Origin of the sequence: Mesorhizobium sp. M0001 (genome assembly GCF_040324255.1) — a bacterium.
GTDB lineage: Bacteria > Pseudomonadota > Alphaproteobacteria > Rhizobiales > Rhizobiaceae > Mesorhizobium.
The window spans coordinates 559886-572634 of record NZ_JAMYVS010000001.1 but is presented as its reverse complement, the minus strand read 5'-3'; the positions used below and the strand labels follow the sequence as shown (position 1 = coordinate 572634).

The window sequence follows — 12749 nt, the reverse complement described above, 5'->3', positions numbered from 1 at the left end:
GCCGCCTTAGCCGTCGATCTTCAACACGAAAGGCGTACCCTCAAAAGCATCGGCGCCCCGCCCGATCGCTTCGATCGCTTCGATCATGCGGCCTTGTCGTGAGAGCAGAGCATCCGCGACGGCGATCAACCGTGGATTGGGTGTCGCCGAGGGCGAAAGCTTCCGCAATGTCTGCGCAAGTTCGACTTCGTCGCGCTTCGGGGCGAGCGCCGCCGCAATGATATAGGCCGAGGCGGTCGAGCGGCTGATGCCGGCATAGCAATGGACGACCATGGGTTTGGCGCGGTCCCATTTCCGGGCAAAATCGAGCAGACTGCGCACATGGTCTTCGCCGGGCATGGTCATGCCGTCCTGCGCCACCGCGATGTCGTGCATGACCAGATGCAGGTGGTTTTCCCTCGCGATTGAGGCCGGCCGCGTCACCTCGGTGCCGGCAGCGAGCAGCGACAGCACGCGCTCGGCGCCGCTTTTGGCCACCGTCTCCTCAAGCTTTGCCAGCGAACAGATATGGATCATGGCGCGATCTCCTTCGACCCATCGTCGCGCCGTGCGCCCCAGTCGGCAAGCGCCGATTCAAGCCGCTGCCATTCCTCCTGACTTCCAGGCAGCCCCGCGCGGAGCACCTGGGGACGCTCGGAAAAATGCCTGAGCAATATGCCGCGCTCGCCGAGCGTCGAAAACAGCCCCGGTGCATCGGCAAGCCGGAGATAGCGAAACAGCGTCGTGCCGCCGGCGACAGCAACGCCAAAGCGCGAAAGCAGCGCATCGAGCCGCGCCGCATCCTGCGCCAGCCGCCGCCGCATGTCGGCCTGCCAGCCGCTGTCGGCAAGCGCGCGGATGCCGTATTCGAGCGCTGGGCCGGCGACCGCCCAAGGGCCGAATTGCGTTTCAAGCCTTTCGACCGTCGCTGCATCGGAAAGTGCGAAGCCGAGCCGCAGGCCGGCGAGACCGAAGAACTTGCCAAACGAGCGCAGCACGACGATGCCGCCCCGCCCGACATCGCCGGCCAGGCTTTCCGCGTGCGGGCCGACATCCATGAAGGCTTCGTCGACGACCAGCAGACCGCCTATGGCGCGCAATGTCTCGGCAAGCCGAAGCAGCCTTTCCCGCGACACGACTCGCCCGTCGGGATTGTTGGGATTGACGACGATGGCAATTTCGGCTCCGGCAAGCGCCTCGAAATCGTCGACCTCCGCCACCGCATGGCCGGCAATCGCGGCGGCCTTGGCATGCTCGGCATAGGTCGGCCCGAGCACCAGCGCCTTGCCGGGGCTGACCAGCGAGGCGACGCGCGGCAGCAGGATCTGCGTGCCCGGGGCGACCGCCACATTCTCGGCCGAAGGCGCGCCATAGGCGCCGGCCGCGACCCTGGCCAGCTCACGCAGGCGCGCGGCCTCCGGCAATCGTGACAGGGCGGTGGCGGGCAGCTCGAAAAGCGGGTAGGAGTGCGGATTGATACCTGTCGAGAGATCGACGAAAGGTTGTGGCGCGTGAGGGAAGAGCGCCCTCGCCCGGCCAAGGGATCCACCGTGATCCACCACAGTAATCGCTCCATCAGAAAGCTTCATGTCGATCCTGATCGCTTTCCTGTCGCTGGCCATCGAACGCATCCTGGGTTACCCGGACTGGCTGTTCCGTGCCGTCGGCCATCCCGTCACCTGGTTCGGCAGGCTGATAGCCTTTCTCGACCTCAGGCTCAACCGCGACACTGATTCCGACGCGCTGCGTCGCCGCCGCGGCGTGCAGGCGCTGCTGGTGATCGTGCTGGTGCCGGCGGCAATCGCCTTCATCGTGCAAATCCTGCTCTGGCAGCTCTTTCCTGCCGGCATGATCATCACGGCAATCCTGGCCTCGTCGCTGCTGTCGCAAAAGAGCCTTACCGAACATGTCGAGGCGGTGGCCGATTCGCTGGATACCGGCGGGCTGGCGCTCGGCCGCATTGCGGTTGCGCGCATCGTCGGCCGCGATCCAGAGAAGCTCGACCATGCCGGCGTCAGCCGCGCCGCCATCGAAAGCCTGGCCGAGAATTTCTCCGACGGCATCGTTGCGCCCGCCTTCTGGACAGGTGTCTGCGGTCTGGCCGGCGGCGTCGCCTACAAGGCCGCCAACACCGCCGATTCGATGATCGGCCACCGCACCCCGCACCACGAGGCCTTCGGCCGCGCGGCGGCACTCTTCGACGACTGGATCAACCTGCCGGCGTCCCGGCTGACCGCGTTGCTGATCGTTGCCGCCGCCTTTCTCGTTGACGGCGCCGATCCCCGCAACGCCTGGCAAGCAGTGCGGCGCGACGCCAAAAAGCACCGCTCGCCCAATGCCGGCTGGCCGGAAGCGGCAATGGCCGGCGCACTCGGCCTGGCGCTCGCCGGCCCGCGCAGCTATGGCGGCGTTGTCGTCGAGGACGCCTATATGGGCGAAGGCGGCCGCCGCGAGGCCGACAGCACCGACATCCGGCGGGCGCTGAAACTTTACCAGATAGCAGACTATCTGCTGATCGCGCTGTTTGGATTGCTCTCCGCGGTCGTCATCTACCTGGATGTTTTGATCTCGCAGTAGATGCGCCGCCTGACTCACCAAGAGACACGGACTTCCTTGGCGTTTGAATCCACCGCCGCGCCAAATCTTTTGATCGCGTAACCGCCGGCGGCCACTGCCGAGGATTTCAGCACAGGCTCAATCACAAGGAAAAGCTTCTCGGCGTCTGGCCCGTACAGATAGAGGGTGCATTTGCCCTCGCCAAACTCGTCGCCATCAAATTCGCCGACATGCGCATTCGAAACAGCTTGTTCCAACCGATCCTCCAGAACTTGGACCGATTGCCGCTCTTCCGGCGCCCCGAACTGACCGCCGCTCAGAAGAAGATAGACAATTACCGCTTGTTCCAACGGTCATCTCCCGAAGTTAGACCCTCAAAACTCGATTCCCTGCTGCGCCTTAACGCCTGCGGAAAAATGGTGTTTGGTCACGCCCATCTCGGTGACGAGGTCGGCCGCCTCGACCAGCGCCGGCTTGGCATTGCGGCCGGTGACGACGACATGCAGGCCTTCGCGCCGCGCCTTCAGCGCCGCGACCACCTTGTCGAGATCGAGATAGTCGTAGCGCAGCGCAATGTTGAGCTCATCGAGGACGACAAGGCTGACAGAGGGGTCGGCGATCAGCTCCAGCGCCTTGGCCCAGGCGGCTTCGGCCGCCGCAATGTCGCGCTTCAGATCCTGCGTCTCCCAGGTGAAACCCTCGCCCATCGTGTGCCAGACGACACGGTCGCCGAACGCCGCGAAGGCGTCCTTTTCGCCGGTGTGCCATTTGCCCTTGATGAACTGGACGACGCCGACGCGCTTGCCATAGCCGAGCATGCGCAGCGCCAGCCCGAAGGCGGCCGTGGTCTTGCCCTTGCCGGGTCCGGTGTTGACGATCAGCAGCCCCTTCTCGACCGTCTTTTCCGCGACCTCGGCGTCCTGCACCGCCTTGCGTTTGGCCATCTTGGCGCGGTGGCGTTCTTCGTCTTTTGCGTCGATATCGGTCATCATTTCACCTTGAGCGGCAGCCCCGCCACCATCAGTAGCACCGTATCGGCAACCGCCGCGACCTGCTGGTTGAGACGGCCGGCGGCATCACGAAACCGGCGTGCGAGCGCATTGTCGGGCACGATGCCTTGCCCGACTTCGTTCGAGACGACGAGCCAGGGCCCGCGCGGCCGCGACAGCATGTCGGCTAGCCGCCGGCATTCCGCCTCGAGATCATGGTCGGAAAGCATATGATTGGTCAGCCACAGCGTCAGGCAATCGACGAGCACCGGCTGGTTGTCGGGCAAGGCTTCGAGCGCTCCGACAAGATCGAGCGGCGCGTCGATGGTCGCCCAGCCTTCGCCGCGCCGCGAGCGATGCAGCGCGATGCGCTCGCGCATCTCATCGTCATAGGCTTCGGCGGTGGCGATATAGGCCCATGGCGGCGGCAACGCCGTCGCCAAAGTTTCGGCATGCGCGCTCTTGCCGGAGCGCGCACCGCCGATGATGAAGGTCAAACTGCGATCAGGCAAAGCTGTCGCGCAGGCTGGTCGCGGTGCCGGTGAAGCGCGTGCGCACTATGCCGACAACTGCGCCGAGCACCACCCAGAACACCAGATTGGTCAGCGTCACCGCCACCACGAACTGATGATGCAGGCTCTCCGGGATCGGCGTTACGAAACTGTCAGGCTGCGGCGCGCCGACAATATGCGGGGCGACGATCAGGACGACGGCGAGCACGGTCAGGGGCGCCGACGTGCGGAAGGTGATAAGGGCAAGACCGATCGCCGTTGTCATCACCGTTGCCCACCACCAGATCTGGCGCTGCATGAGATCGGCCGCCGGCATTGCCGGCAGTTCCGGCGGCAGGCCGAGTCCCGGCGCCAGCGTGAACACGGCAAAGCCGGCCAGACCCCAGAACACGCCCTGGCGCCAGCTGCCGATGCCGCCGGCGAACTCGGAAACCGCCACCAGGACCAGCGCGAAGCCGATGCCGGTGACAATGTTGGCGACGACACTGAAGGCGAAGCGCTCGAAGCCGTCGGCCGGCGCCCAGCCTTCGTCCTCCGCCGGCGCGGCTGCTCCAGCCGGGGCTGCGCTGCTCACGGCATTTTCCGCCGGCGCGGCGGTGCTCATGGCATTGGTGTCCGCAGCGTTGGCGGCGGGCGCCGCGGCATGCTCATGCTCATGGCCGCCACCAGCCTTTTCGTAGACCTCCGCCTTGAGGATCAGCGGCACGGTGGCGTAGGCCTGCATGCAGGCGAGAGCGACGCCGGCCACGAGCCCTGCGATCGCCGCGATGAACACGACGTTGCGAAACAGGTTCATGATGTCAGATCCTGGTCAGTGGCAGGGAAACGCCATCGAATGGCGATAGTCGTGCGCCGCATTGTGGACCGCATCGATGTGCGAGAAACCGACAACGCCGACGACGAAAATGCCCAGAAACGCGCTAAGCACGAGCTGCATGAAGCGCGACTGCGAGGAGACGGAAGCGCCGAGGGAGACGGAAGCGGTATTCATATCTTGTCCTTTCGCCCTCCACCCGAGGGCATCGAAGTCAGTTCCCTGTCGCCGGCAGGTCTCCTGGCTCGCGGATCAGCGCCCTTCCCCACCTTCCCGAAGAAAAAATCCCCAGTGGCTTGGAGAGGACTACCGCACACAGTTGCGGGGGCAGCCACGGCATTGGGCAACAAGTCAGCCCTCACCGCATTCCCTCTTGGTCCCTAACGGAACCGACGACATGCATGACTATAGGCTGAAACGGCCGCATCCGGCAAACCAAATTCCGCCGGCCAACAGCGCGAATGCGCCATGCGGCGTTACGGGTTCAACGCGGTGATCCGCTCGGCAACCAGCCGCTGCAGCCGCCACAGATGGCGATCGTGAATGCCGCGCTCTTCAAGGTTTTTCACCGTGTTGTAGAGATAGTCGGCGCCCGACCCCCAGTGCCCGCAGGACGTTGCCAGCCTTTCGACGACCTTGCCCTCGTCGAGCGGTCCTGAATAGGTCAGGCCGTTGCGGTTGATGACGAAGGCCAATGCCCTGAGCGGTCCGGCCTCGCTTGCAAGCTTGAGCATGCGCGGCCGGTAGCTTGTCGGCTTCAGCGTGACTTCGCGCCGGAAAAGCCGGCCCAACTGCTCGCGCCGGTTATTGTCGGTCAGCCGAAAGGCGACGCCCTTGCATTGTCCGCCACGGTCCAGCGCCATCATCAGGCCGGGGCTGTCCTTGGTGCCGCGCCAGCGCGTCATGTTCATGCAAAAGGACCGATGCCAGCCGCGCGCCAAGGCAACGCGGTCCTCGACATAATCTATTTCCGGTTTCCAGATCAGCGATCCATAGCCGAACAGCCATAGCGGTTCGCTATCCCGGAGTTCGACCTGCAATTCATCCAGCAGCGCGTCATAGTCGGCTTCATCGAGATGCATCGCGTCCGGATCCGGCCCGGGGTCCCTGATCTCGCGCCAGCAGCGCGCGACCAGCTCCGGCGTAAGCGACATCTGTCGTGCGGCCACTTTCCGAATCCCCCCAATTTCCGAATGTCCCGTGTCTACGACATGATTATGCGCCGCGCCTGCAACCGGCAATGCGGCACTCTGATTGACAAACGATTTGCCGGGGTGTCGGCTGACGCTTCATAGGAAGCCAGCCATGCATCCCAGCCCGAGCGAGCGCGACCCCTATAACGGCCTGAGCCGGGCCGAACCGACGCTACCGTCATCGGCCTATTGGGATAGCGAGGCTTACCAGCGCGATCTCGACGCCATCTGGTACAAAAGCTGGCTGCTCGTCTGCCGCGAGGCCGATCTTGCCCAGCCTTTGGCATTCAGGACATTCCGCGTTGGCACACAGGAAATCGTCGTGCTCCGCGACGACACCGGCGAGTTGCGCGCCTTCCACAACACCTGCCGGCATCGCGGCTCGCAGCTTTGCCAGGAAAGCGAGGGCCGGCTGAAAGCGCGGCTCATCACTTGCCCCTACCATGCCTGGTCCTACTCGCTGCGCGGCGATCTCGTGCGCGTTCCCTCGAAATCGCTGCCAGATGGTTTCGACAAGGCAGATCATCCGCTCTACCGGGTGGCGCTGTCGGTATGGCGCGGCTTTGTCTTTGTGAACCTTCAGCAGGCTGCGGCCGGCTCCGCCGGGACCTCCTTCGATCCCGCATCCGGCGACCTCGCCAACTGGCCGCTGGAAACTCTGGTATCAGGCCATGTCCTGCGCAAGGTGATGAACTGCAACTGGAAGATCTTCTGGGAGAACTTCAACGAGTGCCTGCATTGCCCAGGCGTCCACAAGGACCTGTCTCGGCTGGTGCCGATATACGGCCGCGGCCTGATGAGCCGGCACGACGACCCCGACTGGGTCCGCCATGCCGACAATGACGCACCGGAGTTTTCGGGTGGCCTGCGCGCCGGCGCCGAGACCTGGTCGCGCGACGGACATGCCCATGGCCCGGTCTTCCCGGGCCTGACGCCAGCCGAGCGTGCGGCCGGACAGACCTATGCCACCAGCCTGCCCTCGATGTTCATCGTCGGCCATGTCGATTATGTCAGGACGGTGCGACTGATGCCGCTCGGTCCCGAACAGACCGAACTCACCGCCGAATGGCTGTTCGCGCCCGAGGCGCTGGCTGAGACGGACATCGACAATGTCGTCGCCTTCGGCACCCAGGTGCTGGAGGAGGATGCCGCGATCTGCGAGATCAACCAGAAAGGCCTGCGCTCCATGCGTCACGCGGCCGGCGTGCTGATGCCGGAGGAGTACGATCTGCACCGCTTCCACAACTGGGTGCGCGAGCGGCATGCAGCGCTTGAGGCAACCGCCTGATCGGCGACTAAAGCGACTTCGGCAGATAGCGCCAGGTGATAAAGCCGCAAACAGCGGCCAGAATGCCCAGCGTCACGAACACCGAGCCGAGGCCGAAAAACGCCAGCACCACCGAATAGACCAGCGGCGGCGTCAGCTCGGAAAAGTCGAGATAGGTGCGGTAGACCGCGGCCATCTGCGCCCGCTCATAGGACCGCACCGAGCGCATGAAGGCGGTCGAGCCCAGTGCATCGAGCGCGATGGTGAAGAAGGCGCCGCAGAGCAGGAAAAAGCCCGTAAGCAGCGGCGCGGTAGTGCCGACCGCGCCCGCCGCAAGCAGCGTCGCCGACATCGCGAAATAGGCGAAGGTCATGGTGCGCCGGCCGCCGAAGCGTTTTCCCGCTTTGCCCCAGAAGATCGCCATGAACAACAGCGCATTGCCGGCCGAAACCAGCAGGCCGCCGGCAAGCTTGCCCTCGCCGGTAATCACCATGAACAGCGGCCCGTAGACGAAGAACGTCGTCCAGAAGCAGGAGCGGCCGAAGGCGATCAGCCAGGCCAGCCTGAGCCTGGGTTGTGCTACGAAGCGGCCGATATTGGCCAGCGGATTGGCCGGCCGTGTCTTGCCCGGCCGGATCGACCGGTTGTCGCCCAGCCTGTAGGTCCAGAACAGCGCCAGCAAGGCCAACGCAAACACCGCGACCGCGCCATGCGCGGCATAGATGCCGTAGCGTGTGTAGAGGAAGATGCCGAGTGTCGGCCCGCCGGTCCAGGCCAGCATCGACCACGCCATGCGCAGCGATTCGGCCTGCATGAAATCGGTCTTGCGGATGTGGTCCATGATGTAGAGGTTGAGCGTGATCGACAGGGCGCTCGCCCCCATGACGCGGCACAGCATGCCTGTCAGTTGCCCGGCAAGCGTGTGGGTGACGAAGAACAGAGAGCCTATCGCCAGCAGGCAGGCGCCGGCGGTATAGACCCAGCGCCGGGCAAACCTGCGGATCAACATCGGCATGAACAAGGTCATCGACAGGCCGAGCAGCGCCACGATGGTGTAGAGGATCGAGACGATCTGCTCGTTGTGCAGAATCTCATAAGCCTGGATCGGGATGACGCTCGATACCGTGGCGCGGGCGAAGGATTCGACCGCATAGAGCGAGGCAAAGGTGCGGGCATCCGCCGGACGCAGGGCCGGAAGCCAGATCGGATGGCGCACATGGGTGGACATTTGATCCCCAAATCAGACTCGCGGCGTCAAATCTGCGCTGGCGCTTCCTCCGCCGGTAACAGGAAACCGACCCCTTCCCGGCAAAAAGCGAATTCGGCCAAAGGCTTTCCGGCTCTGGCCTAAAGCGCCGCCCGATGCAGCCGCACGGCGCGACCCGGAGCGTAGAGGGCGGCCTTCTTTTGTCCGGTGCAACCGTGATAGTCGTCTTTGGGGCTGAATCAGATCGCGAGACCATGAGCATCCATACCGCACCCCCTGGAGATCAACTGAAGCGAGATCAACCGAAGCGCATCGTCGCCATCGATGTCGTACGCGGCATCGCGCTGATCGCCATGGCGAGCTACCACTTCACCTGGGATCTCGAAAATTTCCACTACACCGATCCCGGCCTCACCGCCGTCGGCTGGTGGAAGATCTATGCGCGCTGCATCGCCTCGACCTTCCTGTTCCTGGTCGGCGTCAGCCTGTTTCTCGCGCATGGCAGGCAGATCCGCTGGACCGGCTTCTGGAAACGCTTTGCCATGGTCGCCGTCGCGGCCGCCGCTATATCGGCGGTCACGTACTTCATCACGCCGGACAGCTTCATCTTCTTCGGCATCCTGCACGAGATCGCGCTGGCCAGCCTGCTCGGCCTTTTGTTCTTGCGGCTGCCGTCCTTGCTGACGTTTTTCGTGGCAGCTTTGGTGATCGCAGTCCCCCTCTATCTCCGATCCGAAGCCTTCGATCATCCGGCGCTGTGGTGGGTCGGCCTGTCGGCGATCAACCCGCGCTCCAACGATTACGTGCCGCTGTTTCCCTGGTTCGGCGCCGTGCTTCTCGGCATCGCCGCGGCAAAGTTTGCGTCCACCACCGGCCTGCTGGCGCGGCTGGCCACGCTGGGATCGGGAAGCTGGACCAGGCCGCTCACCTTCATCGGCCGCCACAGCCTGGCTTTCTACCTGATTCACCAGCCGCTGCTGTTCGGCTGCGTCTGGCTGTTCTCGCAGATCGCGCCGGCGCCGGTCGAGACACGGGAAGTGGTCTTCCTCAAGGAATGCCAGGTATCCTGCGAACAGCAGCGCGACACGGAGTTCTGCACCAGCTATTGTGTGTGCATGCTGGACACGCTGCAAAGCGAAGCGGCATTCGACCGGCTCTACAATGGTGACCAGACCCCGGAGTTCAAAGCGCATCTCGGTGAACTCGCCGGCATCTGCACCGCAAGGACGGAGGAGAGTCCGATGACGCAGGGAGGGCAACAATGACCGACAAGCTAGCAAAACCCGGGCTGGCAAAACCCGATCTACCGAGACCACGGCTGATCCCGTGGCCGCCGCTGATCTACATCGCCGCCATCGCCATCAGCATCGTGCTCGGCCTGTTCTATCCCCTGCCCTGGATCGGCGACCTCTTGGGCGACCTTTTGTTTGCCGCCGGCTTTGTGGTGCTGTTTGCCGTCGCAGCCCTCTGGTTCACCGCTATCCGCACCATGATCCGGGCCAAAACGACGATGAACCCCAATGGCGTGCCGGAGCATCTGGTGACGTCTGGCCCGTTCGGCATCACGCGCAACCCGATGTATCTGGCCAACACGCTGCTTTTGATCGGCGTCGCCTTCGTCTCGGGGATCGTATGGTTCCTGCCGCTGGCCCTGATCGCGGCTTTTGCAACGCAGAAGGTCGCCATCGAGAGCGAGGAGAAGGTGCTGTTCGCCAAATTCGGCAAGAAGTACCGCGACTATGCGAAGCGGGTCAGGCGCTGGATCTGAGGCGGGTGTGATCGCTGGCAGGGTTCGCATGCCTTGGCGACTAGCCGAAACGCCCATCTCTTCGTCATCCACGGGCGAAGCAAGGAGCGTAGCGGCGCAGCGCAGACCCGAGGATCCATGCCGCGACGTACAGGCGTTGCCACGTCCAGAATTCTGCACCGCTGCACTCCACGGCCAATGTCACGGAATGGATTCTAGGGTCTCCGCGACGGAGCCTCGCTCCTGCTTCGCCCTAGAATGACGAAGTGTGGAAGGGCTCCGCTAATCGCGAACGTTTGCGACGGGCGCGCAAACGCTCGACGATCCGCTCAGGTATTTACCCCCAACTCCACCAGCCGCTCGACGCAAGACTCCTCCGCCTGGTCGAGCTCCGCCAGCGTCTCCTCGAGATCGCGGCGCTTCTGGCGCAAATCCTCGCGCTTTTCCTCGATGCGCTTGATCATCAGGTTGAGTTGACCGACCTCGCCGGGCGGTTCCTTGTACATCTGGATGATTTCGCGGATCTCGTTGATCGAGAAGCCGAGCCGTTTTCCGCGCATGATCTGACGGATCAGATGCCGGTCAGATGGGCGAAACAGCCTTGTGCGGCCCCGCCGGACCGGTTGCACCAGCCCCTCGTCCTCATAGAAGCGCAGCGTCCGCGTCGACACGTCGAATTCGCGGGTCAGTTCGGTGATCGAATAATATTCCCGCATCTTTGCTCCAAATGTCGGAACATCGGAAAACGCCCGGTCGCCCGGGATTTCCAACGCATTCCGATCAACCCCGTTCCAAGCCGGACTCGGCATGAAACCCCGCGCAAGCCTCGCACCACATTTACGTAAAAGTCAATTGAACCCGCAACGCCTCTTTCTCAAGGGATAGCGAACCACCAGGTGGCCAGCCCGAGGAAGGCAAAGAAGCCAACGACGTCGGTGACCGTAGTGACGAAAACCGCCGACGCCACCGCCGGGTCGATCTTGAACCGGTCGAGCAATAGCGGGATCAGGATACCGGCAAGGGCTGCCACGAACATATTGATGATCATCGCCGCCGCTATGATGCCGCCCAGATTGGGATCGCGGAACCAGACGGCCGCGACGATGCCGATCAGCACGGCGAAGATGATGCCGTTGATGGAACCCACGCCCATTTCGCGGCGGATGATGCGGCCGGCATTGTAGATGTCGAGATCCCTGGTCGCCAGCGCGCGTACCGTGACGGTCATGGTCTGCGAACCCGCATTGCCGCCCATGCCGGCCACGATCGGCATCAGCACGGCCAGTGCCACAATGTGCTCGATGGTGCGGTCGAACAGGCCGATCACCGATGCCGCCAGGAACGCCGTCAACAGGTTGACCAGCAGCCAGGGCACGCGCGAGCGCGAGGTCGAAAGAATGCTGTCGGACAACTCTTCGTCGCCGACGCCGCCCATGCGCAGCAGATCTTCCTCGGCCTCCTGCTGGATGACGTCGACGACGTCGTCGATGGTCAGCACGCCGACCAGCCGCTCGTTCTCGTCGACGACGGCGGCGGACAGAAGATCGTATTGCTCGAAGTCCCGCGCCGCCTCTTCCTGGTCCATGGTGGCCGGAATGGCGTGCCTCGTCTCGTGCATCACGTCTCCGACCTTGGTCGTGCGCTTGGTGCGCAGGATCTGGTCGAGGTCGATGGCGCCGAGCAACTTGAAGCTTGGATCGATGACGAAGATCTGGCTGAAGCGCTCGGGCAGGTTCTTGTCTTCGCGCATGTAGTCGATGGTCTGTCCTATGGTCCAGAACGGCGGCACGGCGACAAACTCGGTCTGCATGCGGCGACCGGCGGTCTCTTCCGGGTAGTCGAGCGAGCGGCGCAGCCTGATCCGCTCGGTGAACGGCAGCTGCGACAGGATCTCGTCCTGGTCTTCCTTTTCAAGGTCTTCGAGAATGTAGACCGCGTCGTCGGAATCGAGGTCCTGCATGCCCTGGGCAATTTGCTCATTGGGCATATTGTCGACGATATCGCGGCGGATCGCCTCGTCGACCTCGGTCAGCGACGAGAAGTCGAAGTCGGCGCCGAGCAGTTCGACTAGGGCGCGACGCTGTTCGGGGTGCAGGGCCTCGAGCAGATCGCCAAGTTCCGACTGGTGCAGGTCGTCGACTTCGCGCTTCAGCGTCAGCGTATCGCGATCGGCGATCGCCGCCCCGATCTGGGCCAGGAATGATGACAGGACGGCGCCGTCCTCGCCATAGATGTCGGCGTGGGCGTCGTCAGCGGCTTTGGCGCCGGTCGTCTGGTCGTCCTGGCGTTCCACCAGCGGCTCCCGCCATGGGAATTTCGGAAAAGGTGCCTGTCAGGTCTAGCGCGCAACGCACGGGAATATCAAACGAAATGCGCCCCGCCCTGCATATGGGCCGGGAGCGATTTCATCAGGATATGACGCCGCCCAGGATTCAGGCGGCGCGACAGCGCATGTCGCTGGGGAAAGAGCACCCCAGCACGGTTG

The 12749-nt window shown here is 63.7% G+C and carries 15 protein-coding genes and 1 riboswitch; of the genes, 4 read left to right on the top strand and 11 right to left on the bottom strand.

The genetic code is table 11. The annotated features are described in order from the left end of the window. Window positions 1–6: 6 nt before the first annotated feature. Window positions 7–516 carry a tyrosine phosphatase family protein gene (locus NKK50_RS02735; protein WP_023746849.1) on the bottom strand — a complete coding sequence of 170 codons (510 nt, stop codon included), beginning with the start codon at window positions 514–516 and terminating at the stop codon, window positions 7–9. Further along, window positions 513–1568, bottom strand: a complete 1056-nt coding sequence (cobD, locus tag NKK50_RS02730) for a threonine-phosphate decarboxylase CobD (RefSeq protein WP_352543146.1) — start codon at window positions 1566–1568, stop codon at window positions 513–515. Before cobD ends, NKK50_RS02735 begins: the two co-directional genes overlap by 4 nt. Here cobD and cbiB point away from each other — a divergent pair. Further along, a complete protein-coding gene (cbiB, locus tag NKK50_RS02725; protein ID WP_352543076.1) occupies window positions 1567–2556 on the top strand; it encodes an adenosylcobinamide-phosphate synthase CbiB in 990 nt (329 codons plus the stop codon). The two genes, cobD and cbiB, sit on opposite strands and share 2 nt — an antisense overlap. Before the next feature lie 14 nt (window positions 2557–2570). Here cbiB and NKK50_RS02720 read toward each other — a convergent pair whose 3' ends face one another. The 6 genes from NKK50_RS02720 to NKK50_RS02695 all read right to left on the bottom strand — a co-directional run bounded on the left by NKK50_RS02720 (window position 2571) and on the right by NKK50_RS02695 (window position 6019). Further along, window positions 2571–2885, bottom strand: a complete 315-nt coding sequence (locus NKK50_RS02720) for a hypothetical protein (RefSeq protein ID WP_023670780.1) — start codon at window positions 2883–2885, stop codon at window positions 2571–2573. Between the two features lie 24 nt (window positions 2886–2909). Next, entirely contained in the window at window positions 2910–3524 is a 615-nt protein-coding gene (gene cobO / locus NKK50_RS02715) for a cob(I)yrinic acid a,c-diamide adenosyltransferase (RefSeq protein ID WP_023685228.1), read from the bottom strand. Continuing rightward, window positions 3524–4036, bottom strand: coding sequence for a bifunctional adenosylcobinamide kinase/adenosylcobinamide-phosphate guanylyltransferase (gene cobU / locus NKK50_RS02710; protein WP_023690284.1), 513 nt, complete (start codon window positions 4034–4036; stop codon window positions 3524–3526). Before cobU ends, cobO begins: the two co-directional genes overlap by 1 nt. Continuing rightward, complete coding sequence (locus tag NKK50_RS02705; RefSeq protein WP_023690981.1) at window positions 4029–4832, bottom strand: CbtA family protein; 804 nt, start codon at window positions 4830–4832, stop codon at window positions 4029–4031. Before NKK50_RS02705 ends, cobU begins: the two co-directional genes overlap by 8 nt. Before the next feature lie 15 nt (window positions 4833–4847). Next, window positions 4848–5027, bottom strand: a complete 180-nt coding sequence (locus tag NKK50_RS02700; protein WP_023670784.1) for a CbtB domain-containing protein — start codon at window positions 5025–5027, stop codon at window positions 4848–4850. A gap of 36 nt (window positions 5028–5063) precedes the next feature. Further along, a riboswitch (cobalamin riboswitch) is annotated at window positions 5064–5259 on the bottom strand. Between the two features lie 67 nt (window positions 5260–5326). Beyond that, window positions 5327–6019, bottom strand: a complete 693-nt coding sequence (locus tag NKK50_RS02695; protein ID WP_032905606.1) for a gamma-glutamylcyclotransferase — start codon at window positions 6017–6019, stop codon at window positions 5327–5329. A gap of 136 nt (window positions 6020–6155) precedes the next feature. On the opposite strand from NKK50_RS02695, the gene NKK50_RS02690 reads away from it, so the two are divergent. After that, window positions 6156–7331, top strand: a complete 1176-nt coding sequence (locus tag NKK50_RS02690; protein ID WP_352543075.1) for an aromatic ring-hydroxylating oxygenase subunit alpha — start codon at window positions 6156–6158, stop codon at window positions 7329–7331. A gap of 7 nt (window positions 7332–7338) precedes the next feature. Here NKK50_RS02690 and NKK50_RS02685 read toward each other — a convergent pair whose 3' ends face one another. Then, a complete protein-coding gene (locus NKK50_RS02685; protein WP_023670787.1) occupies window positions 7339–8538 on the bottom strand; it encodes an MFS transporter in 1200 nt (399 codons plus the stop codon). A gap of 233 nt (window positions 8539–8771) precedes the next feature. On the opposite strand from NKK50_RS02685, the gene NKK50_RS02680 reads away from it, so the two are divergent. Together NKK50_RS02680 and NKK50_RS02675 are read left to right on the top strand one after the other, a co-directional pair. Then, the gene (locus NKK50_RS02680) at window positions 8772–9782 is read left to right on the top strand and encodes an acetyltransferase domain-containing protein (protein WP_352543074.1); all 1011 of its coding nucleotides are present in this window, start codon (window positions 8772–8774) and stop codon (window positions 9780–9782) included. Next, the gene (locus NKK50_RS02675) at window positions 9779–10285 is read left to right on the top strand and encodes a methyltransferase family protein (RefSeq protein ID WP_031246111.1); all 507 of its coding nucleotides are present in this window, start codon (window positions 9779–9781) and stop codon (window positions 10283–10285) included. Before NKK50_RS02680 ends, NKK50_RS02675 begins: the two co-directional genes overlap by 4 nt. Before the next feature lie 308 nt (window positions 10286–10593). Here the strand turns inward: NKK50_RS02675 and NKK50_RS02670 are convergent, their stop codons facing one another. Together NKK50_RS02670 and mgtE are read right to left on the bottom strand one after the other, a co-directional pair. Continuing rightward, window positions 10594–10980: a MerR family transcriptional regulator gene (locus NKK50_RS02670; RefSeq protein WP_023685221.1), complete on the bottom strand. Its 387-nt coding sequence runs from the start codon at window positions 10978–10980 to the stop codon at window positions 10594–10596. A gap of 158 nt (window positions 10981–11138) precedes the next feature. After that, window positions 11139–12557, bottom strand: a complete 1419-nt coding sequence (gene mgtE, locus NKK50_RS02665; RefSeq protein WP_023741622.1) for a magnesium transporter — start codon at window positions 12555–12557, stop codon at window positions 11139–11141. Window positions 12558–12749: the final 192 nt, after the last annotated feature.

Excerpts from the sequence above, each read along its gene's own strand:
- NKK50_RS02735 (WP_023746849.1), bottom strand. The coding sequence starts at position 516 with ATGATCCATATCTGTTCGCTGGCAAAGCTTGAGGAGACGGTGGCCAAA.
- cbiB (WP_352543076.1), top strand. The coding sequence starts at position 1,567 with ATGTCGATCCTGATCGCTTTCCTGTCGCTGGCCATCGAACGCATCCTG.
- cobD (WP_352543146.1), bottom strand. The coding sequence starts at position 1,568 with ATGAAGCTTTCTGATGGAGCGATTACTGTGGTGGATCACGGTGGATCC.
- cobO (WP_023685228.1), bottom strand. The coding sequence starts at position 3,524 with ATGACCGATATCGACGCAAAAGACGAAGAACGCCACCGCGCCAAGATG.
- NKK50_RS02705 (WP_023690981.1), bottom strand. The coding sequence starts at position 4,832 with ATGAACCTGTTTCGCAACGTCGTGTTCATCGCGGCGATCGCAGGGCTC.
- NKK50_RS02700 (WP_023670784.1), bottom strand. The coding sequence starts at position 5,027 with ATGAATACCGCTTCCGTCTCCCTCGGCGCTTCCGTCTCCTCGCAGTCG.
- NKK50_RS02690 (WP_352543075.1), top strand. The coding sequence starts at position 6,156 with ATGCATCCCAGCCCGAGCGAGCGCGACCCCTATAACGGCCTGAGCCGG.
- NKK50_RS02685 (WP_023670787.1), bottom strand. The coding sequence starts at position 8,538 with ATGTCCACCCATGTGCGCCATCCGATCTGGCTTCCGGCCCTGCGTCCG.
- NKK50_RS02680 (WP_352543074.1), top strand. The coding sequence starts at position 8,772 with ATGAGCATCCATACCGCACCCCCTGGAGATCAACTGAAGCGAGATCAA.
- NKK50_RS02675 (WP_031246111.1), top strand. The coding sequence starts at position 9,779 with ATGACCGACAAGCTAGCAAAACCCGGGCTGGCAAAACCCGATCTACCG.
- NKK50_RS02670 (WP_023685221.1), bottom strand. The coding sequence starts at position 10,980 with ATGCGGGAATATTATTCGATCACCGAACTGACCCGCGAATTCGACGTG.